Origin of the sequence: Paraflavitalea soli, from assembly GCF_003555545.1 — a bacterium.
Taxonomy (GTDB): Bacteria; Bacteroidota; Bacteroidia; order Chitinophagales; family Chitinophagaceae; genus Paraflavitalea; species Paraflavitalea soli.
The window spans coordinates 6,116,744-6,141,106 of record NZ_CP032157.1; the positions used below are offsets into that span (position 1 = coordinate 6,116,744).

General features: G+C 47.5%; 18 protein-coding genes. 6 read left to right on the forward strand and 12 right to left on the reverse strand.

Features of this window, described 5'->3' with window-relative positions; genetic code table 11:
- Positions 1–5 precede the first annotated feature (5 nt).
- Positions 6–2,243, reverse strand: coding sequence for a helix-turn-helix domain-containing protein (locus tag D3H65_RS23330; RefSeq protein WP_119052624.1), 2,238 nt, complete (start codon positions 2,241–2,243; stop codon positions 6–8).
- Between the two features lie 185 nt (positions 2,244–2,428).
- On the opposite strand from D3H65_RS23330, the gene D3H65_RS23335 reads away from it, so the two are divergent.
- Positions 2,429–4,846 carry an ATP-dependent helicase gene (locus tag D3H65_RS23335; RefSeq protein WP_119052625.1) on the forward strand — a complete coding sequence of 806 codons (2,418 nt, stop codon included), beginning with the start codon at positions 2,429–2,431 and terminating at the stop codon, positions 4,844–4,846.
- A 109-nt stretch (positions 4,847–4,955) separates the two neighbouring features.
- Here the strand turns inward: D3H65_RS23335 and D3H65_RS23340 are convergent, their stop codons facing one another.
- A complete protein-coding gene (locus D3H65_RS23340) occupies positions 4,956–5,690 on the reverse strand; it encodes a LytR/AlgR family response regulator transcription factor (protein ID WP_119052626.1) in 735 nt (244 codons plus the stop codon).
- The gene (locus D3H65_RS33220; RefSeq protein WP_211345535.1) at positions 5,683–6,837 is read right to left on the reverse strand and encodes a sensor histidine kinase; all 1,155 of its coding nucleotides are present in this window, start codon (positions 6,835–6,837) and stop codon (positions 5,683–5,685) included. Before D3H65_RS33220 ends, D3H65_RS23340 begins: the two co-directional genes overlap by 8 nt.
- 120 nt (positions 6,838–6,957) lie before the next feature.
- Between D3H65_RS33220 and D3H65_RS23350 the strand changes: the two genes are divergently transcribed.
- Positions 6,958–7,986, forward strand: coding sequence for an LLM class flavin-dependent oxidoreductase (locus D3H65_RS23350; RefSeq protein WP_119052627.1), 1,029 nt, complete (start codon positions 6,958–6,960; stop codon positions 7,984–7,986).
- A 63-nt stretch (positions 7,987–8,049) separates the two neighbouring features.
- Here the strand turns inward: D3H65_RS23350 and D3H65_RS23355 are convergent, their stop codons facing one another.
- Positions 8,050–8,232: a hypothetical protein gene (locus D3H65_RS23355; RefSeq protein WP_119052628.1), complete on the reverse strand. Its 183-nt coding sequence runs from the start codon at positions 8,230–8,232 to the stop codon at positions 8,050–8,052.
- A 120-nt stretch (positions 8,233–8,352) separates the two neighbouring features.
- Between D3H65_RS23355 and D3H65_RS23360 the strand changes: the two genes are divergently transcribed.
- Entirely contained in the window at positions 8,353–8,580 is a 228-nt protein-coding gene (locus D3H65_RS23360; protein WP_119052629.1) for a DUF3820 family protein, read from the forward strand.
- 90 nt (positions 8,581–8,670) lie between these two features.
- On the opposite strand, the gene D3H65_RS23365 is transcribed toward D3H65_RS23360, so the two are convergent.
- Positions 8,671–8,886: a CsbD family protein gene (locus tag D3H65_RS23365; RefSeq protein WP_119054625.1), complete on the reverse strand. Its 216-nt coding sequence runs from the start codon at positions 8,884–8,886 to the stop codon at positions 8,671–8,673.
- A gap of 239 nt (positions 8,887–9,125) precedes the next feature.
- Between D3H65_RS23365 and D3H65_RS23370 the strand changes: the two genes are divergently transcribed.
- A complete protein-coding gene (locus tag D3H65_RS23370; RefSeq protein WP_119052630.1) occupies positions 9,126–12,035 on the forward strand; it encodes a DEAD/DEAH box helicase in 2,910 nt (969 codons plus the stop codon).
- A 332-nt stretch (positions 12,036–12,367) separates the two neighbouring features.
- Here the strand turns inward: D3H65_RS23370 and D3H65_RS23375 are convergent, their stop codons facing one another.
- The 5 genes from D3H65_RS23375 to D3H65_RS23395 all read right to left on the reverse strand — a co-directional run bounded on the left by D3H65_RS23375 (position 12,368) and on the right by D3H65_RS23395 (position 20,219).
- Positions 12,368–13,201 carry an endonuclease/exonuclease/phosphatase family protein gene (locus D3H65_RS23375; protein ID WP_211345536.1) on the reverse strand — a complete coding sequence of 278 codons (834 nt, stop codon included), beginning with the start codon at positions 13,199–13,201 and terminating at the stop codon, positions 12,368–12,370.
- A 52-nt stretch (positions 13,202–13,253) separates the two neighbouring features.
- Positions 13,254–15,035 carry a RagB/SusD family nutrient uptake outer membrane protein gene (locus D3H65_RS23380; RefSeq protein ID WP_119052631.1) on the reverse strand — a complete coding sequence of 594 codons (1,782 nt, stop codon included), beginning with the start codon at positions 15,033–15,035 and terminating at the stop codon, positions 13,254–13,256.
- Between the two features lie 124 nt (positions 15,036–15,159).
- Positions 15,160–18,435, reverse strand: a complete 3,276-nt coding sequence (locus D3H65_RS23385) for a SusC/RagA family TonB-linked outer membrane protein (protein ID WP_211345537.1) — start codon at positions 18,433–18,435, stop codon at positions 15,160–15,162.
- Positions 18,436–18,513: 78 nt separating this feature from the next.
- A complete protein-coding gene (locus D3H65_RS23390; protein WP_119052633.1) occupies positions 18,514–19,557 on the reverse strand; it encodes a FecR family protein in 1,044 nt (347 codons plus the stop codon).
- Positions 19,558–19,664: 107 nt separating this feature from the next.
- Positions 19,665–20,219, reverse strand: a complete 555-nt coding sequence (locus tag D3H65_RS23395; RefSeq protein ID WP_119052634.1) for an RNA polymerase sigma factor — start codon at positions 20,217–20,219, stop codon at positions 19,665–19,667.
- 193 nt (positions 20,220–20,412) lie between these two features.
- Here D3H65_RS23395 and D3H65_RS23400 point away from each other — a divergent pair, with 193 nt between their 5' ends.
- Positions 20,413–21,009, forward strand: a complete 597-nt coding sequence (locus D3H65_RS23400; protein WP_119052635.1) for a TetR/AcrR family transcriptional regulator — start codon at positions 20,413–20,415, stop codon at positions 21,007–21,009.
- A gap of 64 nt (positions 21,010–21,073) precedes the next feature.
- Positions 21,074–21,559 carry an acyl-CoA thioesterase gene (locus D3H65_RS23405; protein ID WP_119052636.1) on the forward strand — a complete coding sequence of 162 codons (486 nt, stop codon included), beginning with the start codon at positions 21,074–21,076 and terminating at the stop codon, positions 21,557–21,559.
- A gap of 1 nt (position 21,560) precedes the next feature.
- On the opposite strand, the gene D3H65_RS23410 is transcribed toward D3H65_RS23405, so the two are convergent.
- Together D3H65_RS23410 and D3H65_RS23415 are read right to left on the reverse strand one after the other, a co-directional pair.
- Positions 21,561–23,075 carry a PAS domain-containing sensor histidine kinase gene (locus D3H65_RS23410; RefSeq protein WP_119052637.1) on the reverse strand — a complete coding sequence of 505 codons (1,515 nt, stop codon included), beginning with the start codon at positions 23,073–23,075 and terminating at the stop codon, positions 21,561–21,563.
- Between the two features lie 183 nt (positions 23,076–23,258).
- Positions 23,259–24,167 (reverse strand): DMT family transporter, encoded by a 909-nt coding sequence (locus tag D3H65_RS23415; protein WP_245999577.1) that lies wholly within the window; start codon positions 24,165–24,167, stop codon positions 23,259–23,261.
- Positions 24,168–24,363 lie beyond the last annotated feature (196 nt).

The following is a 24,363-nucleotide window of genomic DNA, read 5'->3' on the forward strand; positions in this document are numbered from 1 at the left end:
ATAGCCTATACACTTTCTCTTTGCAGCCAGTAGCGGTATTGCATAACGGCCCTTATTTCGCTATAGGAATAATCCTCTCCCAGTTTTTCTTTAGCGGCCGAGCTACTTGTACCCCCTGCTGCTTCCAGTGCCTCCAGGATGGGCACTATTTTATGTTCCGGTACGATGTCTTCTATATTTATTTCCCCCGTGGCAATAAATTGCACGAGGTGACCTTCAATGGTGCTGACTGCCATTCCCCGCAGAGCAGCTATCGCTGCAATGTTTTTCCCTTCTTTGAATAATTGCAGACTGATGATCTTTGTCTCCCCTTTCTTGGGTTTGATTACTTTTTCTTCCACCTCCTGTATTACTATCACTGCCGCCTTCTTTTGATTCTCCACCATTTGCAGCAGGTCATCCCCCTGCACTCCCTTCACCAGTGCATTGACTATCTGCATGGCTTGTTCCACCGATTGCTTTTTCCTTTGGAACAATAATTTCAATTCCTGTAGCTCTTTTACATATTTCTTGACCTTCTGTTTCACCTTCACCTCATCAATATGTTGTTGCAGCTTGGTGCTCACCTCTTCCAGCTGGAGAATAAAATAGCTGGTAGCGGCCTGCAGGCGTTGCTGCAGTATACCGTATCCATCCGCTTCAGCCGTAATAACCAGTTGTTCCAGCTGGCGCATAAACTTTACCGCCACCTCTTGTTGATCCATGATCTGGGCCAGCATAGCCCTTGCCCGGATGACCGCCCTGTTCTTATCCGGGATCTGTCTTTCTTCATACCCTTCAAAGTGCGCATCCCAGGCAGCCGTTACTTTTGTCCAGTCGAACGACTGAACAATAGACCGGCTGACGAAAGCTTTCCTTTCTTCCTGCAAAGCCTGTTGCAGTTCATTGGTTTCCATTTCAGCACTTGTAAAAGCAATGACCCGCTGGTCCGTACTGATGCAATGCGGTTGTATACGGGAATAAAGCACCAGGCCTTCCATGGAGGTCAAGCGGCTCAGGGCTACATACACCTGCCCCGGAGCAAAGGATTCCCCGGCATCGATGATCGCTTTCTGAAAAGTAAGCCCCTGGCTTTTGTGGATCGTAATCGCCCAGGCCAGCCGGATGGGATATTGTTTAAATGTGCCCAGTTCCTCCTCGTCAATATGATCTTTCTCTTTATTGTAACTGTACCGGATGTTTTTCCAGGTTTCCTGCTCCAGTTCAAGCTCAATTTCCTCATTAGGGAAGGACACCATTATCTTGTCCTTCTCAATGGCTTTGACGATGCCCAGTTTTCCGTTGAAATAACGCCTCAGCTCTCCTTTATCATTTTTGATGAACATTATCTGGGCGCCTTCTTTTAATTGCAGTGTCATTTCCGCAGGCAGCGCTTTCTCATTGAAATCGCCTTTTATCTCTCCCCGGAATTCAAATATTTCACCCGGTAGTTTGGCCAACTGGTATTGGTTGATCTTGTCTGCCTTATAATTATGGGAGGTCAGGGTTATATAATGTTCATCATCTTCCGGTGTAAAGCCCGGATAATAGTGATTATGTAATTGGCGCAGGTCTTCGGCGCTGGTGGTATTGTTGCGCAGGTTGTTCAATATCTGGATAAACGAGGCGTCATTTTGACGGTAGATCTTCTTTAATTCCAGGTATACCGGCGGCGCCTGTTTGATCACCTGGGCATCAAAGAAAAATGGACTGGCGTAGTGGTGCTTCAGGATATTATCCCATTCATCATTGCCAACAACGGGCGGTAATTGGTGCAGGTCGCCAATGTACAATACCTGTACCCCGCCAAAAGGAAGCAAAGGCTGCCGGCGAAATTGCCGTAGAATAGCATCTATCGCATCCAGCATATCCGCCCTTACCATACTTACCTCATCAATGACGAGCAATTCCAGTTCCCGCAGTAATTCCCGTTTGGCATTATTGAACCGGATATTCTTAAATAAGCTGTGCTGATCCGTCACCTCGGGGCCACCACTTTGCCATCCCCCCTGTTTAATAGGAATAAATGGCCCGAATGGCAGCTGGAAAAAGGAGTGCATGGTTACACCACCGGCATTGATGGCTGCCACACCCGTGGGCGCGACCACCGCCATTTTCTTGAAACTGTTTTGCTGTATATACCGCAGGAAGGTGGTCTTTCCCGTGCCCGCCTTACCCGTAAGGAAGAGGTGGCGGCTGGTTTGGTTTACAAACCGTACGGCTAACTGGAAGTATTCATTGGATATATCGGTACCTGACGACATGCTGGCCGCAATTTAAATAATGTGACCAGGAAGCCCGCTGGTATTTATCCGCAGCATGTTCAAAACTTTCCTTTCCCTTTCCGGCCTGCCCGGATCCAATAAGTTTTCAACGTTTCCTCCTAATCGGCCGGTATGACGTAAATTGCAGGCTTGACTCACCCGTTGCGGGTGGTTACTAATCTATTATGCAAGACTATTTAAAAGAGTTGAACGAGCGGCAGCGCGAAGCTGTCCTGCATATTAAAGGTCCGTTGATGATTGTGGCCGGTGCCGGCAGCGGTAAGACCAAAGTGCTTACCACCCGCATTGCCCACCTGATGAACTCCGGCGTAGACGCATTTAATATCCTGGCCCTCACCTTTACCAATAAGGCCGCCAAGGAAATGAAAGAGCGGATTGAAAAAATACTGGGCAATTCCGAAGCCCGTAACCTCTACGTAGGAACCTTCCACAGCGTATTCGCCCGTATCCTCCGCGCAGAAGCGCATCACCTGGGCTATCCTAATAACTTTACGATCTACGATACGGATGATGCCAAAAGTGTGGTGAAAACCGTTGTCAATGAAATGAACCTTGATGACAAGACCTATAAGCCTTCCACAGTCTACAACCGTATCTCCAGCGCCAAGAATGCCCTGGTAGGTCCGGTGGAATATGCCAACGACTATGCCCTCCAGCAGGAAGACCTGCGCGGCAACCGTCCTGCCATTGCCCAGATCTATGATGCTTATGTCAAGCGTTGCTTTAAGAACGGCGCCATGGATTTTGACGACCTGCTGCTGAAGTTCTATGAACTGCTCAAAGGGTTTCCCGAATCACTCAGTAAATACCAGCGCAAATTCAAATATATCCTGATCGATGAGTACCAGGATACCAACCCCGCCCAGTACGAGATCATCAAACTCCTGGGCGCCATGAATGAAAATGTGTGTGTGGTGGGCGATGATGCACAAAGTATCTATAGCTTCCGGGGCGCTACCATTCAGAACATCCTGCAATTCCAGAAGGATTATGAAGATGCCCATGTGGTAATGCTGGAGCAGAACTACCGCAGTTCTAAAAGCATCCTCAATGTAGCCAACGAAGTCATTAAGAATAATAAAGGACAGATCCCCAAGTCACTGTGGACAGACAACAAAGACGGGGAAAAGATCAGGCTGGTACGCACCATGACTGATAATGACGAAGGAAAATATGTGGCCGATTCCATACAGGAACAAAAGCTGCGCAACCACTACAACAACCGCGACTTTGCCATCCTGTACCGCACCAACGCACAGAGCCGGGCCTTTGAAGAAGCCCTCCGCCGTATGAACATTGCCTATACCATCTTTGGCGGCCAGAGTTTCTATACACGCAAAGAGATCAAGGACTTTGTAGCCTACCTGCGCATCATTATTAACTCTAAAGACGAAGAGGCCCTGAAGCGTATTATCAATTTCCCGGCAAGAGGTATTGGTAAAACAACAGTCGATAAAGCAGTACTGGCGGCCAATACCCATAATATTTCCATGTGGGAAGTATTGGAGCGGGCCCGTGAGTTTGGATTTAAAGCCGGCACACTCGAAGCGATCGACAACTTTGTGGTAATGATCAAAAGCTTCGCCAGCATGCTGCAAAACAAAAACGCCTATGAAGTGGCGGTTCATGTAGGCAAGCAAACCAATATTGTAAAGGAACTCTTTAATGATAAGAGTACCGAAGGTGTAGCCCGGTACGAGAATATCCAGGAGTTATTGAACTCCATCAAAGAATGGGTAGACACGCAACAGAACCTGTCGCAGATTGACGAAGATGGAACTATGATCGAAACCTCCGATAATGAAGCTGTCAGTACCGGAGAAATTACCCTGGGCGCCTACCTGCAGCAAATTACCCTGCTTACAGATGCGGATGATAAAGATCCCAATGCAGATACCGTAAAGCTCATGACCATCCACGCTGCCAAAGGGCTGGAATTTGGTTGTGTATTCGCCGCCGGACTGGAAGAAATGCTTTTCCCCAACGGTATGGCCGTCAATACCCGGGAAGAGCTGGAAGAAGAGCGCCGCCTGTTTTATGTGGTGATCACACGCGCCAAACAAAGGCTTTGGATCACTTATGCCAATACGCGCTACCGTTTTGGATCGCTGGTGCAGAACGAGCCCAGCCGTTTTATAGATGAACTGCCCGAAGAATACCTCGACCGGAGTTACGCCGGTGCAGCCGCCTTTAAGAACCAGGGATTCGGCGCGCGTGGCAATACCAATGCCTTCGACCGTATGAATGGCGGAGGTTGGGGGGCTGGCGGCGGCGGCAGACAGTCTGCTGCTGATGCAGAAAAGAGATATGGCGCACCACCATCCAAGAAACCCGCTATTCCTTCTTATGTAACACCCAAACCGCAAAGCAAACCGGTGGAGCACGTGCCCAGCGCCGACTTTGTGGCCAGCGATACCACCAACCTGCAGGAAGGCCAGAAGGTGGAACACCAGAAATTTGGTTTCGGGATAGTCACTAAAATGGAAGGCTCTGCCCACAACCCTGTGGCCACGGTAAAGTTTGATGTGAATGGGGAGAAGAAGATCATGTTGAACTACGCCAAGCTGCGTATCATACAATAGAAGAGGTCTCTACAAATAATAAAAAGCGGGCTGCCCTTGTAAAGCAGCCTGCTTTTATATTGAAGCTAATGAATCCTACGAATAATAAATAATCAGTAATCAATCATCCTCAGGCAAGCATCTTCATCACCCCATTCCGGTACAGCTTACCAATGGGTATCTCCGTAGTCTCAATTTCAATAAGCTCATTGGTATAAGAACGTATCTTTTCAATGGCCACAATAAAGGAACGGTGGGTGCGTACAAACAGCTTTTCTGAAAGCATCGCTTCTACCGAAGTAATGGATTGTTTGGTAATGAGTGTGCCGGCGGTGGTAACGATCTTCACATAATCCTTCATACTTTCAATATACAGGATGTCATGAAGCATCACCTTTTGCATTTTGCGATCAGCCCGGAAATAAACAAACGACTCACTCTTCTTTTCTTCCTGCGCCGCTGGAGTAGAGAGTACTGAAGTTGTATCTGCTTGTTGACTTCCCAGCGGAAATGCTTTATTAACGGCTTTCAGGAACCGGTCAAAACGTACTGGTTTCAGCAGGTAATCCACTACATCCAGTTCATACCCTTCCAGTGCATATTCAGGATAAGCAGTAGTAAAGATAACCTTGGGAGGATTCTTCAATGTCTTCAGAAAGGTAGTGCCATCCAACTGCGGCATCCGGATATCCAGGAAAATGAGGTCGATGGCCTGTTGTTGTAAAGCGCCCAATGCCTGTACCGCATTGGCACATTCGCCTGCCAGGTGCAATGTAGGCACATCCTGCACATAACGCCTGATCACTTCCCGTGCGGGCGGCTCATCGTCCACTACCAGGCACCGTATCGTCTTTAATTCATTCATTATTTGTGAGTACAAAAGTATTTTCTTCTTTTTTCCGGGAACTACGGATGCATTCCAGCTGCAGTGTCAATGTTACCACAAATACCTCTTCTTCGTTCATGATCTTGAGCGTGTGCCGGTCCGGATACAGTAACTGCAGGCGTTTGCGTACATTCTCAATGCCAATACCAAAATTAGGTCCTTGCTTTTTTTCCTTAGCCTTGCCATTCATCAGCCGCATTTCCATGAGATCCTCTTTCAGGTGTATCTGCAAATTGAGCCAGGGCTGTTCCAGCATATTGCTGGCGCCATGCTTAAAACAGTTTTCCACCAGCGGCAGCAATAATAAGGGGGCAATATACAGGTGATCGGCACCAGAAGGGATATCCAGGTGAATATCAAACCGCTCATCATACCGTATTTTCTCCAGGGAAATATAATCCCGGATCATGGTAAGCTCTTTCGACAAGGGCACCAGCGGCTGATTACATTCATACAGCATAAAGCGCAGCATGTCCGAAAGGCCCATCACCAACTGGGCGGCTACCGGCGCCACACCCTGGGTATGTGAATAAATATTATTGAGCGTATTGAATAAGAAATGTGGATGGACCTGAGCTTTTAATAATTGCAATTGTGCTTCGGCTTTCTCTTTCTGGAGTTGCAGGTTGCGTTGCTCTTTTACGTACCAATGCTTCATCAGTTTGATAGCGGCAGCCATTCCACCGATGGTGATAGCCCCTCTCAATCCGGCCAACAGGCCCAGGAAAAAAGAAGGTGGTCTATCCCTTTTTGCTGGCTGAGACTCTTGCGACAAAATGCTGTCGCGTATCGGGTCAATAATGTACAAGGCGATACAGGTGGAAATAGCGGCCGTAGCAAAAAACAGGATTAATACCCAAATGCCCGTGGCTGTATATTTACCCTTCAACAGGTAGTGGGGCAACACAAAATACATGAGTGAATAGGCCAGGAATATATGTGCAAACAGATAAATGGCCGATTCTACCATGGTATAGGGGATCCTGTCCAGGTAACTAACATTGATGGGAGCCGGTGTAAAGGCATACAAAAACCCCTGGAACAGCCACCAGAATGTCCAGAATGCCACATGCCGCCATATGCGGTACCTGGGTGCATCAGAAAATATAAAAGGGTATTTGTTCATGGCGTTGCATCCTAAAGATACACCAGCTTTTTCCCGTCGCTTATCCCGGCTGTCCCAATATCGCCGGAAAGCTGGTTTTTGTCGACAAACATTTTTAGTCCCCGGCTGTTATATTTTACTATGTCTTTGCAATTAAGCGTTTTAGATCAAACCCCCATTCGCCGCGGTGGTACTGCGGTAGAGTCCTTGCAGGAATCCATTCAATTGGCACGCCTGGCAGACAAACTTGGGTATACCCGGTATTGGTTGTCCGAACACCACAATTCCGCCACCCTGGCCATGGCCGCTCCTGAAATACTCATCGCGCGCCTGGCAGGCGAAACCAATTATATCCGTTTTGGCTCCGGCGGCATCATGTTGCCCAACCACAGCGCTTTAAAAGTGGCGGAGAATTTCCGGCTGCTTGAAGCACTCTATCCCAACCGCATCGATCTCGGATTGGGCCGTGCTCCGGGTGGAGATCGCATCTCCGCTCAATTGCTCAACCCTTCCAATACATTCGATCCGCAGGAATATATCCGGCAGATCAGGGACCTGCAAAACTTCCTCACCGATACACCCGCTGAAGGAAATGCCCAGGGCAAGGTAAAGGCCATCCCGATTGTAGATACAGCGCCCGAATTGTGGATGCTGACCTCCAGCGGCGAAAGTGGTTACCTCGCAGCACATGCAGGTATGGCTTTATCCTACGCACAGTTCATCAATCCCATTGGCGGCGCCGCAGCCGTGGCCAGTTACAGACAGCGTTTCCGCCCCTCCGCACAACTGTCTGCCCCGCAGGCCAACGTGGGTATTTTTGCCTTTTGCTCCGAGAGTGAACGCAAAGTGCAGGAAGTACAGGCTGTGATGGATTATCGCCTGCTGAGTTTTGAAAAAGGCCAGTACAATGAAATGCCTACGTATGAAATAGCAAAGGCCTACAACTATACTCCGGGCGAATGGCAACGGGTATTGTTCAACCGGGGTCGCATGGTGATCGGGACACCTGATGTGGTAAAGGAAAAAATTACAGCCCTGACCAATGAGTTTGATGTAGAGGAGGTCGTAATAGCCACTTTTGCTGAGCAGGCTGAAGACAGGTTCCGCAGTTATGAATTATTCTCGGAGGTATTTGAACTGGCGGAAAGACAAACCCGGCAGTTTGCCTGATATGCATTAAATACAAAAGCAGGAAGCAAGAGTGTTTCAACTCCTGGTTCCTGCCGTATAATATTATCCAGCCTTCCTCGGGGTAGTATGCATCGTACCACCCTTCTTACCAGAAATAGAAGATTTGCCCGGAATCATCGAAGAGCCTTTTGACTGACCGCCTGATGATGTACTTTTGACTACCATTCCGGAAAGGGGCGCCGCTTTTTTAGCGACTTTTCCTTTTTTTGATTTTGACTTGCTCATACTATAAAACTTGTTGTTATTGTAAACTAATGAAATATATTACAACAACGTGGTTTTGACCAAGATATTTTTGATAGTCAGGGGATGATTAAACTTTTTTAATAACCGGTTATTATACTTATGGAATCGCTGCAACCCAATCCTGAATTGCTTCTCAGCCTGGTAACGATGAAAATGCCTTTTGGTAAATACAAAGACACCCTGCTTTGCAATCTCCCCGTATCTTACCTCGAATGGTTTCAGCGCAAAGGATTTCCCAAAGGAAAGTTGGGCATGTTATTGCAAACGATGTACGAAATACAGATGAACGGCCTTGCATACTTGCTGGAGCCCTTGAAGAAGAAATAAAATATCTTTACCAAGGGCGCCTAGAACAATTGATCCGCACTTTCAGATCGCGGCAGCAACCCGGAACGTAAAACCCGGGACCCGGAACGCTTAAGACGCAATATCCTTATTGAAAGAAATACTTTCTATGAACTGTTTCACTTCTTCTGTACTTCTATTCATCTTTCTCGCCAACCGATCCAATAAAGCATCTTCATGCCCTTCTTCATAGGCGAGGTCCTCATCGGTAAGCCCGATAACTCTTTCCTTGATCTTTTCCTTTACTTCCTCCCAGGGAGCGTGTAAGGTAAGTTTGTTGTTTTCCATACTTACCTGCATGCAATACACAGGCCACCCAATTATTTGAAAGTCAGCTATTAGCTGTTAGCTCTTAGGTATTAGCAAGGCAAAACTTGTCCCGCTCCACGGGAAGCGCTAGAAGCCAACTATACCTGGTGGCGAAGCAGAGGCCTTAACAGCTAAAGCCTAAAAGCTAATGCCTGTATTCCATATGTGCATAACCCATCCTTGTCCCGTCAGAAAGTTTTTATCAAATTGCGGCGGATATGGACAACCAAAAGCCGGCACAGAAGACGATCATTATCACCGAACAGTTCAAAAAGCCACTGGAAATATCCGGATTGCTTTTGAACCTCGACCCACGCAAGCAGGTAGGTTTTTATGTAGAAGCCGTGGTGGTGAAGGACCCCAAACAGCCGCAAAGTATTTCGAAACAACCCCTGCTGGATAGGGTGGCCATCAAGGGCCTCAAGCCTACCCCCTATGTAGTGCAGGGAATCCTGAAACAACTGACAGGCATTGCTGCCAAACACGAGCAGGAGAAATGGCAGCAACGCTACCAGGAAGAAGGCATCACCACTGCCGACCAGGAAACCTGGGTGCGGCATAAGATGTACCATTACTTTTACAATTCCCTGCTGCAGGTAAAGCCCTTTGCTTCCCACCTCAAATGGTATTACGAAACCACCGATGAAATGCTCAGCACCACCAAGGTGGTAAGGCCCGGCAGCATCAGCAACTATAGCCCTGTAGTAAGTATTAAACTCTTTCGCACCCCGGCCGATGTGCTGCGGATGTTGGTACAGGTGAATATTAATGAAAACCTCTACCCGCTCACCGACTTTAAACGGCACGGCTTCTTACTGCGGCATAAGAATGAGTTTTTTATGCTCCGGCCCGAAGATGCCGTGCTTACCGAGCAATACCCCGAAGGATTCTGCGATATTCCTGCCGCAGAAGAGCAGGCCTTCCTGCAAACCCAGGTACCCCTGTTGGAACAACAATACGTGGTAGACCGTACCCTGCTGCAGCAATTGGAAACCATTGCCGTAGTGCCACAATGCAGGATACACCTCAGCGAGCTCAACGGCAGCTTCTTGATGATCCGTACCCGCTGGCAATATGGCGACTTTGAACTGGAAAATGCAACCGCACCCACCGAAGAGATCAATCTGCCCGATGGCCGGTACAATATTGTCAAAGACCTCAACGCAGAAAAAGAGGCCCTTGATTTCATTCAGTCACAACACAAGAAATTCAGCCAGCAGAACAATGGCTATTTCTACCTGCCCTTTGCCGATGCCGAAAAGAGCCAGTGGTTTGTAAAATTCTACCGCAAGCTCAACGACCGCAACATGCCCGTGTACGGCATGGAGTCTATGCAACACTTCCGGTACAATGCCAACCGGCCGGAGATCAAGTTCACACAAAAAGGCAATAGCATCGACTGGTTCGACCTCACTGTCCATATTTCCTATGGCGACCAAACCATCACCCTGGCCGAACTGCAAAAGGCCCTGCAAAACAAACAACACTTTCTGCTCCTGAAAGACGGTACCCTGGGTGAGATACCGGAAGAATGGCAGGCACAATTTGGCCTGCTGTTGCAGATGGGTGAAATTGAAAAAGACAAACTCCGGTTATCCAAACTGCACTGGACACTTACCGAAGACCTGGTAAAGAATGGACAGCTTACTGTTCAGAACAATATAGAAACAAGCCGCCAGAAATGGGAGCGCCTGCACCAGCAGGCCAGCAGCTTTACCGTACCATCCGGTATACGCGCCACCCTGCGCGATTACCAGCAGGCTGGCTTTGCCTGGTTCTGTATGTTGGATGAAATGCAATGGGGCGGCTGCCTGGCCGATGATATGGGCCTTGGTAAAACCCTGCAAACGATCTCCTTCCTGCAGCATGTGCATGATAAATACCCGGGCGAAACGCACCTGGTCATTTGCCCTACCTCACTCATGTACAACTGGGAGAATGAACTGAAGAAGTTTGCCCCGGAACTACGTTACTTCATTTACCACGGCAGTGACCGGAAATCGGCCGACTGGAAAAACTACGATATCATCATTAGTAGCTACGGCAGTGTACGGAACGATATAGAAACCATTAAGCAGTTCACTTTTGGTTATATCGTACTGGATGAAAGCCAGGTGATCAAGAACCCTTCTTCCCTGGTAGCTGCCGCCATGATGCAATTGCAAAGTCGGAACCGCCTTATCCTCAGTGGTACGCCCATACAGAACAATACATTTGATCTCTACGCCCAGATGCAATTCACCAATCCCGGCTTATTGGGCAGCCACCACTTTTTCAAAACCACTTTTGCAGTTCCGGTAGACAAGTATGGCGATACAGAGAAAACACAGCAGCTGCGCAAGCTCATCTATCCCTTCCTGCTGCGCAGGACCAAGGAACAGGTAGCGAAAGACCTGCCCGCCAAAACAGAGATCACCCTATGGTGCGAAATGGGAGAAGAACAGCGTAAAGTGTACGACGAGATCAAGAACTATTACCGCGAACACCTGCTGGACCGGATACAACAGGAAGGTATGGGCAAAAATACCATCCTGGTATTGGAGGGCTTGACAAGACTAAGGCAGGTGTGTAATTCGCCCAAACTCCTCAACGGCGGCAACAATGACCATACCCACGAATCGGTCAAACTGGAGGAGTTGCTGCGCGAGATTGAAAACAATACCGGCCGCCACAAGGCCCTGGTGTTTTCACAATTCACAGGCATGCTTCAATTGATCGCTAACGCCATGAAGGAACGCAATATTCCTTTCCTGTATCTCGATGGCAGTACCAAGGCAACTGATCGCCAGGCGCTGGTAGAGCAGTTCCAATCGGATGAAAACCTGCCGGTATTCCTGATCAGCCTCAAAGCAGGTGGCGTAGGCTTAACCCTTACTGCCGCCGATTATGTGTACCTGGTTGACCCCTGGTGGAATCCCGCGGCGGAACAGCAAGCCATTGACCGTACCCACCGCATTGGGCAACAGAATAAAGTATTCGCCTATAAAATGATCTGCAAAGACTCTGTTGAGGAAAAGATCCTGGCCCTTCAGCAGCGCAAAAAAGCCCTGGCCGAAGAGCTCATTACAGAAGATACCGGCTTTGTCAAGAACATGACAGCCGAGGATGTGGACTTCCTTTTTAGCTGATTTTTTACTTCTGATACACTTGCAAGTGGTTGTATATCAGCCATTAATACCTGTTTTGAATGCTCTCAAGATGCTCATACTTGCACTGAATTTAGATGCTCCACTCGATAGGGTACTCTAATCCATTGATATTCGCCGGATTATCAACACCCGCTTGCACCCGGATAAAAGTGGTAATTGCACTGGTAAGGCTAAGCCAGTGCAATTATCAGGGGACTGCAGTGCAATTACACTAGATAAGAACGGCCTATTGGCCCGGCCAGGGGATAAAATTAAAAAGGGTGAGCTGCCCCTGAGACAGCCCACCCTTTTCTTATAAATATGCCTGTTTCTTACTTCAATGTTACATCTGCCACCACCGGAAAGTGGTCAGAAGGGTACTTACCAAAGTAGCTGTCCGTCAGAATACCCCACCTTTTAACGGAAAACTGCTTGGTCACAAAAATGTGATCGATGATAGCCGTGCTGCTGGGCGTTCTAAAGCTGTTAAAGGAGCCATTATTGGCATAAGGCTTCTTAACTGCCCGGTAAGTATCGGCCAGCACTTCAGAGCCCGCAATGGTCTGGTACCACTGGCTATTGTGATCTCCGTTAAAGTCGCCGGTGAGCAGAACAGGGCTGTCGCCAGCGATCGTTTTGATCTTTTCGAGGATCAGCTTGCTGCTTTCCTGCCGGGCCCTTACACCCTGGTGATCATAGTGCACGTTGAATACATAGAACTTCTTTTTGCTCTTTGCATCCTGCAATTGTAACCAGGAGCAGATGCGGTTGAGCCGGGCATCCCAACCGGGACCGGGCTTGTCAGGCGTTTCAGACAACCAGAAGTCACCCTTTGCCAATACCTTGTATTTGTCTTTTTTATAAAAGATGGCAGAATGCTCGCCTTTGGCCTGCCCGTCATCGCGACCTAGGCCATACCAGGCATAACCCGGCAGGTTGGCGCTGAGGGTATCTATCTGGTGCCTTAAGCCTTCCTGTGTACCAAAAATGTCGAAGTCATGGAATTGTACCAGGGCGCTGATGATGGGATACCTGCTGGTCCAGAGATTGCCGCTATCACCCTTGTTGTCATAGCGGAGGTTGTAAGAGGCAATGCGTATGTCCTGGGCACTGACCTGGGTAACGAATAAAATAAGTACAATGAGAATAGCTTTGATCTGTTTCATACTGTAGGCTGGAATTTGGTGCAACTTATATATTTTTTAGAAAGCCTGACTACTAGTCCCAACCCGGATTTTGACCCAGCTTAGGATTCATTTGACGATCAGCTTCAGGAATGGGATACAGGTAATGTTTGTCTTCCCAAACACGTTTGATATTGTTCAGCCAGGTCAGTTCACCATACGTGTCTTTGGACAAACGTTGGGGATTGGGTACACCACTCACTACTTCTGCTACATTGATGTAGGTAACGCCTGCTACTTGTGTGGCTGGTTTTACTTTGTAGAAGAACACATCATTTTTACCGTCGCCATTCAGGTCCATCGGCACATCGAGGGCTGGCACATAAAAACCATTCCATTCCTGCTTCAGCAGATCACCACGTTTCCAACGTACCAGGTCGTAGAAACGCAGGCCTTCCAGTGCCAGCTCGATACCCCGCTCACGACGTACTTCCAGTAATACAGCATTGAGGCCGGGGAAGTATTTTGTTTGCAGGTAGGTATCAGCAACCGTGGGCAGCACATCGGTATTACCGGTAATGCCAGCCCGTTTGCGCAAGGCTCCAACGGTCTTCTTCCAGTCATCTGCAGTAAGGGTGCCCAACTCTGCTTTTGCTTCCGCATAGTTCAACAACACTTCTGCAAAACGGATCATGGAAATGGAATTTTCATTGCGGGTGCCGCCATCAGGATAGGTATCATCCACGCACCATTTTATAGGCTGGTAGCCTGTATAGGTATAGGAGAACACGGGAGGGGCTGGTTCAGGTTTGTCGGCATTGATACGTTTGTAATCGCCCATGCGGATGGTTTGCTGCAGGCGCAGGTCACGGCCTTTTACTTCATCTACAAAAGGCATGGTCTCATAGCCCGCCTTACTGGTGAAGGGCGTGCCGTCTATATTCAGGTAGGTGTTGATAAAGGTGCGGGTAAAGCTGAGGCGTGCGCCATAGGTAGCACTTGTCCAATACCAGTTGGCATCATTGAATACACTCAAAGCGGCATCACACACCGCAGCCATGATGATCTCGTTGGTGACCGGTGCTTTGTTGATGAACAACTGACGGTATGATTTATCCGTGCCATTGGCGGTATTCAAACTAAAGCCACCGTCCTTCATTACCTTGTCGGCTGCATTGGCTGCTTCGGTAAGCCACTTGTCAATAGTACCTTCCAGTCCCTTGGCCAATCCATCTTTGTGGTATCTTCTGAAAGTTCCTTCAAACAAGCATACCCTTGATTTGAAAGCATACGCCACATATTTAGTGACCAGGCTGCGCGTTTTATCGTCGGTTGCTTTGATGTTCTCACAGGCATAATTCAGGTCGGCCAATACAGAGTCCATCACTTTGAGGCGGCTGTCCCTTCCATTAAAGAGATTCGAATCGCCTACCGGCATGGTCTTGTTGATCCAGGGCACATCACCAAAGCGTTTTACTTTATCGAAGTAGAAGTAAGCCCTGAAAAAGCGTGCCAGGCCAATATAATTCTTGCGTACATCTTCCGGTATCCTGGGATTGGTGCAATTCTCAATGAAGTAATTGATGTTGCGCAGCTGTGTCCAGGTCCAGCCGGAACTTTGACGGGAATTGAAACCACCTTCGCGTAAAAAGTCAGGCGCTTGTGTGCGTGCGCCGTAGTCACTCATTTCATCACCGCGGTGAATAGCGTTGGCATCGGGCAGTATATCATAAAAAGAGTAAGCATACAATTCCAATCCCTTTTCGCTGCCAAAGACCGCATCTTTAGAAGCCGTTGATTCCGGCAGCTGGTCCAGTTTGTTGCAGCCGGCCATCAGTCCGCCTGCTAATAAGAGCCATAAAAATTGTTGTTTCATAACCTGTGTTATATGTGTTAAACATTCTTTTTAAGAAACGATTTCCGCACATTTCATTCCTCCACTTACATTTAATCAGCGATCAAGCCTCTTTCTGAACCCATTGCCGATTGCCGATTGCCGCCTACAGCGTTACCGACAATCCAAACGTTACACTTTTCAGCATGGGGTAGTTATTACCATTTCCATTGCTGCCATCCGTTAATACCCTGTCAGAGCCCTGGATACTTTCTACGTCGAGGTCTTTGGTGATCTTGTACAAGGGGCTCCATGACCAGACGTTCTCTGCAGAAACATATACCCGGGCGCCAGTGATACCGAAGCGGCCCATGAGACTTTGAGGCAGGTTGTAACCCAGTTGGATATTCTTGAGGCGGATATAAGCTACATTTTGGAGGTACTTGGTTTGCGCCTGTGTAAGCGTAGCTGATCCGTTTTGAGCGATATAACCACGGTAACGGGGGAAATAGGCATTTGGATTGTCTTCAGACCAGATATTGCCTAAGTGCGATTTGGGCAGCCTGTTGTAAGGACGGTTGTATTGTCCCCAGAAGACACCTGCTTCAGCACCGGGATACCAATCCTGCTTGCCTACACCCTGGAAGAAAGCGGTGAGGAAGAAGTTGTTCCACTCCAGATCGAGGTTGATGGCATAACTATACCTTGGTGTAGCATTGCCAATGACCTTACGGTCGCCGGGATTGTTTACCGTGTTGTCACCGTTATTGATCACGCCATCTGGCCCGCCATTCTTGTTCTTGTCAATGTCTGCAAATTTTATATCACCTGGCAGGGTTTGACCGGTGTTGGAAGACTTATATAATTTTTGCTTGTCAGCTTCGCTGAGGTTGGCGGCTGTATAATAACCGTCGGTAACAAAACCCCAGATCTCGCCCAGTTTCTGACCTTCGTAATAGTCTGTCAGTCTTTTTTCCGGGTTGTTGTATTTCGTAACCTCAGCCGAATAATCGCTCAGCACTACGCGTACTGAATAGTTGAATGGTTTGGCTGCTACATTAAATTTATCTCTCCAGGATACGGATAATTCCCATCCTTTGGTTTTCATATCAGCATAGTTGCCCTTGGGCACAGCAGTACCAAATACAGCAGGCAATGACATACCTACGGTAAACATGTCGGTCGTATTGCGGATATAGGCGTCTGCATTTATTTGCAAGCGGTTGGAAAGCAAGCCCATGTCCAGGCCGATATTCTGGGTAGTAGCTGTTTCCCAGGTAAGGCCATCAGGAATAACACCGGGCTGACTGGTGCGCTGCGGACGTACGCCATTCAGTACCCGGCCCGATTGAGAAATGCCAAACTGCTCCTGGAAAGAATAAGATGCGATATTACCATTGCCAAGGGAACCATAAGAGCCCCGTACTTTCAGATCGGAGATAATGGTTCGTGGTACATTCCAGAAAGACTCGTTGGATACACGCCATCCGGCTGATACAGAAGGAAAGAATGCATAACGCTCGTTGGATGGGAACTTGGAAGAGCCGTCATAGCGGCCATCGACTTCCAGCAGGTACCTGTCTTTAAAAACATAGTTTACGCGGAAGAAGCCGCCTACAATATTCCAACGCTCATAGCCGCCATTGGTAGTAATGGCCTGGCCCAGTGCGAGGTTAAGGTCTTGCGCATCTTCGTAGATCAAACCATTGCGCAGGGTTTGCGCCTGCTTGTAGGTAGACTGTTCATAGTTATAACCCGCCATTGCCTTCAGGTAGTGATTGCCTTTTAAACGGTGTTCATATTCACCATACAGGTTGGCAGCGAGGTATTGTGTTTCGCGGTACAGCTCCTGCAGGTCATTGGTATTAGTGCCCACGTACTGAATTACACCGGGCTTCACGCTATAAGGTACCGGTACCCTAATGCGCTTCTCATTGTTGTCTGTATTGCGAACGGTGAAATCTCCTTTCAACCGGATGGTATTCTTTAAGATCTGGGCCGTGAAGCCGGTCGTATTCCGGATCACACGTCTGTCCATGTCAATACCATTCTTTCCGTACCAGAAATCACCTACGGTATAAGCGGCAGAATAACTCAAGGTGCCATCGGGATTGAACATAGGGGCCATATTGTGCCCTTCATCGGCAATATTCCTCCAGATACCACCACCCTCACCCACATTCAGGGGGTTATGGTAGGTCATATTGGAATAATCTGTGTTGTTGTCAATAGTGAGCCAGGGGTATAATTGAATAGAGCCCTTTGCCCGGAAATTGTACATCTTGTAGTCATCCGAATTATAGCGGAAGAGCCCTTCCTGGCCATAATAGCGACCAGTTACATAAAAGCTGGTTTTGCCGCTGCTGCCGGAAAAAGCAATATTGTGGTCAATGGAACTGGTGTTTTTCTTATACAGCTCATGGTACCAATCTGTATTGTCATAATAAACATATTCACCCGCTGCGTTTGTTTCTACCTTGGGAAGGCTGGGATCTTTTGACCTTCTTTCCAGCTCGGCCAGGTAGGCCGGTGAAAACTTCACGGTCTTGTTAACATTCTGCGGCGTTTGGGAATAATCATTCCAGGCAGTCCATGCTTCGTTGAACATTTTGGCAAAGACATAACCATCTGTTACAAAATCAGGAACGGTAGTGGGAGCCTTGATGGAATAATTCATTGAGTAGTTGATACTCGTTTTATCCTTCGAAGGGTTCTTGGTAGTGATCAGCACCACGCCAAATACGCCACGTGCTCCATAAATAGCCGCAGAAGCTGCGTCTTTCAATATGGAGATATTGGCAATGTCATTGGGGTTCAGCATCGCGGGATCGCCTTCTACCCCATCGATCAATACCAGGGCATTACCCTGCTGACCAATAGAAGTATTGCCCCGGATATTAAAGGCAGGTGATTGAATGGGTTTACCATCGCCCAACACGATATTGAGGTTGGGGACAGCGCCTTTTAGCCCCTGGGCCACATTGGGCACAGAACGGTTTTCAAAAACCTCTCCGCTTACCTGGTCTACGGCGCCGGTGAGGTTTACTTTTTTGGTAGTACCATATCCTACCACCACCACATCATTCATGCTGCTGGGAGTGGGTTCCAGTTTTACTGATAAGGTGATCATTTCACCTTGCTTGTAGTGATAACCTTCCAGCACCTTTTTATCATAGCCGATAAAGGAAAAAGTAAAAGTGTAGGGGCCGCCTGGTTCCAGTGCATTGAACACAAAAACGCCGGACGCATTGGTTTGTGTAGCCGTGGAAAACTGATTACTCTTGTTCTGCACCATTACTGATACGGAAGCCATCGGCAATCCGTTTTCATCCTTGATAAGTCCTTTTACCGCAGGTTGTTTTTCCTGCGCAAAGCTTTGGTGGGCCAGCAGTAGCCATAGCAGGCAACCAACCAGCTTCGTACATTGGTGAAGTTGTTTCATAATATGTATGGTTTTGAGAATACTTATCCGTTCCCCCCTGCTGAGGGAGAGCATGCACACATGAAAATGCCAGACCGGTTATTGATTGATCAACCGGTACAGGGTTCCTTCATTGGTCACGGTGATATTATTCAACCCGGCAATAGTGCCCAGTATATCATCCGCCGTTTGCTTTTTTAAAAAACTACCTGTAAACTTTCTTCCTTCGAGATTGATGCTATCAGCGTTAATGGATATTTTATATAGTTCACTGATCTTATTTAATACTTCCGGTAAAGGTGTATTGGAGAAACTGATCTCGGTTGTTGATTCGGTAATACTGCCATCTGCCTGTATGGGTTCAATAAGTTTAGAGGGTGTCGGCGCCTGGGGTTCTTTGCGCTTAAATTGATTGTCGGCCAGGTTGAAAGCAAATTCATCTCCTGGTTTCAGGAATATAGGTTTAGCGGTTTGTTGTAAATTTTTCAGTACTACTTTTCCTTCGATCAGTTGTACCGTCGATGTTTGACTGCTGTCATACGCTGCGATCCTGAATGTGGTACCCAGGGCAGTAGTGGAAAACCCTTTGGTGAATACGGTGAAGGGCCGGGACTTATCTTTTGCTACGCGAAACAAGGCTTCGCCCTGCAGGTTGATGTTTCGCTGAGCGGAATCAAATGGCTGGTAGCAAACGATCGAACTATTGGCATGGAGTGCTACTACGCTTCCATCGTCCAATGTATAGGATATAACTTTATTACTGGTATTCCTAAATTGCTTTTCCTTATTGATTGCCGGTACTTGCGGCACAATTGCTATGGGAGTTGCTTTTTTAACGGGAACCTGCATAAACTTGTAAACGCCTGCAAAAGCTGTTGCTATCAGTGCCGCAGCTGCGAGGCGAAACAATGGCCTGGCAGTAATGGATCTGTTGGTGATTGCTTTTTCAATGTGCCCGAACCATCGGTTGCTGCGATCGGCAGACAGTTGCCGGGTAGCTTCAAATGCTTCCCATTCCTGATCGGGCAGCCACTCCTCTAATTCATCCTTATGCGCCTGGAGATACGCGTACACCCTGGAGGCTTCTTCGGGTGTGCAGTTGTTTTCAAAAAATCGATGTATCAATTCTTTGCTGATCTCCATACGCAGATTGCTTTGTGCTACCTATAATACGTTTGGTCGTAAGCTTTACACCCACGGCCCGTTTATTTTATTTTATCTTGTTGTTGGAATAGCCGTTATGGGGAATATTAAGGCCATAACATAAGCAGGGCTAATATAGAAATGTATTCATTCATCTTCCTGATCTCCCGTACTGCCCGGTTGATCTGGTTCTCCACTGTTTTTTTGGAAATGGAAAGGCTGTCTGCTATTTCCTTATTGGATAATCCCTCCAGGCGGAAGCCAATGATCCGCCGGCGCATGGGCGACAAATGTGCGAGACTGTTCATGATCGCCGTAAGCTTGTTGTCGTCTGCAGAATAATGAGGCGCTTCTTCGGGAATATCTGTTTGTTCGATTACCTGGAAAGAAACCGTTCTGTTAGCGGCATGGCGGCGAAGAATATCGATCATGCTGGTTTTAGCGATGCGAAATAGTTGCCAGGAAAGAGGAAGCGCTGCATTTAGCTTGTGGCGGTAACGCCAAAACTTTATAAAGGTCAACTGAACCAACTCTTCACTTATATCGTCCGACTTTGTTTTTTGCAGGAAGTACGCGTATAGTTTCTCATGAAACAAATCATAAGCTTGCCGGAAGGCAAGTTCATCGCCCTTCCGGATGCTATTTATCAGTGCCCTGTCCATTAGCTCCTTTTGATTCGTTGGCAAGTTAGTTAGGATACAAAAGTAGCCGGATTAAGTGATTGTTAACAAGCTGACTGCGAAACCGGTTGAGTGGCCGTCCGGACTGACTTTCAGCGTTTTCGCCGGCCTCTTAAAATTCAGGGAAAGAAAAGAAATATTTGCCGAATAAGACCAATCGGTCTAATTTTATAACTTGGCTACAAAAGCAGAAAAGACGAGGGAATACATCATTGAGAAAGCGGCTCCGCTTTTCAATAAGAAGGGTTATGCCGGCACTTCCATGAACGATATTATGGAAGCCACCGGACTGGCCAAGGGAGGCTTGTATGGTAATTTCAAGAACAAGGATGAAATTGCTGCCGCCGCTTTTGAGTTTTCTTACCAACGGCTCAAAGCAGACCTGGGCGCCAGGGTAGGGCCTAAGAAGACAGCGATGGAAAAGCTGCACGCCATTCTTCAATATTACAGGAACTATACGGTGAACCCGCCCATCGAAGGTGGCTGTCCCCTGATGAATACAGGATTGGATGCGGATGATACTTATCCCTTCCTGAAAAGGAAAGCCAAAGAAGCTTTGCTGGAAATGCTTCATACCCTGCAGCGGATATTAAAAAAAGGCGTGGACAATGGTGAGATCAATCCTGGCATTGAAATAAAAAAGGAAGCAGAGATCATTTATGCGCAAATAGAAGGAGGCATTATGATGGCCCAGGTGGCTGATGATGTGGCGATGCTTAACCGCATGCTGGATCATTTAAAAGACCATATGAAAGAACGGTACAGCATATAATATTTTTTTGTCTATAAAGAGACCGATTGGTCTAATCTGTTTAAACATCAAATATTCTTATCAAATGGAATTGCAAAGCACCTACAGGGTACGTTTTAATGATTGTGATCCCCTTGGTCACCTCAACAACGCCAGGTATATAGATTACCTGCTCAATGCCCGGGAAGATCACCTGGGTGAGTTTTACCACCTGAGTCTGCCCCAGTTTCACCGGCAAGGTCTTGCCTGGGTGGTCAAGACACATGACATTCAGTACATCAAGCCGGCTTATTACAATGAGAAAGTAACCATCGTTTCCCGACTGGTGGAGTTAACAGATACTTACATCCGGGTGGAAATGTTGATGTATGATGAAAAACAGCAGGCGCTAAAGGCAGTATTGTGGACAAACTTCACCTGCATTGACCCACAGACAGGAAAGCGCAAAAACCATACACCGGAATTTATGGACCTGGCCCGTACCATGGACCTCCATACAGTAGACCTTGCTGGCGGGGTAGCTGAAAGGGTAAAGCAATTGCAGGCCCAGGCAAAAGCCAATGCTGCCTGATCTAAATACGGAAACTTACTACCATACGGCACCCTTTGCCGGGCGATGAATGAAAGGCCACCTGGCCATTGAAGATCTCTGCCCGGTTGATGATATTGGTAATGCCGATACCCATGCGTTTTTGTTGTATATCAAACCCTTTGCCATCATCGGCTACTGTAAGGGATAATACGGACCCTGCCTGTTGTACTGCAATGCTGATGTGCCGGGCTGCTGCGTGGGTGAGAATATTGTTGAGCTGCTCCTGCATGATGCGGAACAAGGTCATTTTCAGTTTATCGTCCAGCCGGTTTTCATCCGGCAGGAAGAAGTCAACGGAAATCTGAAACCGGTTGCCGATGCGGATGCTTTCCACCAGGTTTTCGATAGAAAGCTGCAGGCCTATTTCGCGCTGGTATACCTGGATCAGCGATTTTGATAACTCCCTGATCTCTTTGATAGCGCTGTTGATCATGTCTTCGGCGCGCTGCATCATATGCTGCTGTTCCGCTGCATTGCCCCTTCCGTATTCGAGGCAAACTTTGGCGGTACTCAATATCTGCTTTACATTATCATGCAGCTCCTGGCCAATATGGGCTCTTTCCTTTTCCTGTGCTTCAATAGCCGCCTGCATGATCTCTTTCTGTCTGTTGATCTTTTCATCCATTAATTGGTGGCGGAGATCTTCCGATTCCTGTACCAGCGCTGCTGTTTTCACCCGCTCGGTTACATCCCGGAAATTACATACAATGCCATTTACTCCTTCTGTTTTTAGCATATTCGTTACTATGCCTTCCACCCAGATCAACCGGTTGCCCATTGCATAAGCCCTCGATTTAACAGGAATAGATATACCAGGGCTATTCAGTACATCCAGGAACTTTTCAGCCAGTTCAGGTATATCGTCCGGATAAATAAAATCGAATGCATTTTCGCCTGTAAGGTCGGTTAGTTTTCTTCCAAAGTGTTTTTCTATCGAGGGACTGCCATATATAATATTGCCTGTATGATCTATTACAACAATGATATCGGTTCCGTTCTCTATCAGTGAGCGAAACCTTGTATGACTTTCCTGTAGTCTGCGGTTGTTATTGATCTCGGCAGTAATATCACTGGCAAAACAGGAAATTCCATTGATGGCGCCTTCTTTATACATGGGGTTGATGGAAACTTCAAAATACCGGGGTCGCCCATGGATCAGGAATTGAGATACAAACCGTTGTCCGCTCCCTTCAAAAGCCTGCTGGTAAATATTCTTCCATTCTTCGGTTTTTGAGGGATCCAGCAGGCCCAGTATGTCCAGCATTTTATCACCGGGTTTTGCTTCTACGCCAACAACCTCTTTAATGAGTTTGAGCAATGCATTATTTAATATGATATAGCTCATTTCGAGGTCCACACTCCACACATATCCATCCAGGCTTTCCACCAACGCGTCGAGGTTAGCGGCTTTTTTGTGGACCTGTTGGGTGATATGCGCTTGCTTAAGGTGCCTGGTTTTAGCAGCGGCAATAGGAACATTGGGATCTATTCGCATAGAAATAGGTATTACTCAGGTATTTGTTAATGAAACTACCTGAATCAGAAGGCCTTAGCCAATAATTATCGCACGTATACGGTATGGTTGGGCGGAAAGGGGAGTGTATAAAATTAAAAAAGTATACTATAAACTACTAATATTCTTTTAAGAGTAAGTATGTAGGTGGGCGATAGTACCGGCTCAGGCGGTTTTTTTTCGTTGTACCAGGTAGAGACCTGCAATAACCAACAGCATGCCTGCCATAGCGTAAAGGCCAATAGGTTCTTTCATCAATACGTTTGCAATAATATACCCGGACACCGGGCAAAGGAACAGCCAAAAGGAGGCTTTCACCGCATTATCCCGCAACAGGTACAGCCAAAGTTGTACGGCCACGATGGATACGGGTATGGCCAGCCACAATACAGAACCTATAAAATGCCTATCCCATACATTCTTAGCGGGGTTATAAGTGATGGCGGCAGCTGGCAGCAGAAAGATACCACCCAGCAAGGTTTGCCAGCCATTGATGGTTAATATATGCAGGTCGCTCCATTGCTGGCGGGAAAAATAAAGTACGCCGATAGAATACACCAGCATACTGCCCATCAGCAAACTAATCCCAAAGGGAGTAGCCATACTCTGGTGCATCAGGGGCCAGGCAGCCAATACCACGCCGGTACTGCACAACAATAAACTGGTAATAGTAATGGGTTTTAAACGCTGGCGGAACAACAGGGAGGTCATCAGGCTGATAAATACCGGATTGGTAGCGATGGCCAGGGAACCCAGTCCCGGCGAAACCTCCTGCATGGCTACTATATAGACACCCAGGTAGATGGAAATATTCAAAACGCCATATATAGCCAACTGCTTCCATTCCTTACCGTGCGGCAAGCGTTTGCCCATTAGTACATGTGCGATGAGCAGCATCACGATCCCTGCCAGGAAGAAGCGGGCAATACAGATCACAAAGGGCTGGGCAGACAGTAATCCTATCTTGGTTGCGGTGGAGGCAGATGACCACAACACGGCGAAGAACAAGCCCGCTACAAACAGCAGAACGCCCTTCGATTTATCCGCTTTCAATAACGCTTCTTGTTCTGTCACACGATGAGTTTTGATCCCTGGCACAGGCAGGTGGTTAAGTTATCCTGTAAAGTATAGCCGGGCGCAAAAATAACCTGTAATGGTCAAACACCAAATTGTACGCTATTCGCCACTTAAAGGGGTATTCTCATGTGATTTATATGTGAGGTCCCGTTTCTTCCTGGTGAGTGGTATACTTTTGTGGCGTTTTGCTTCG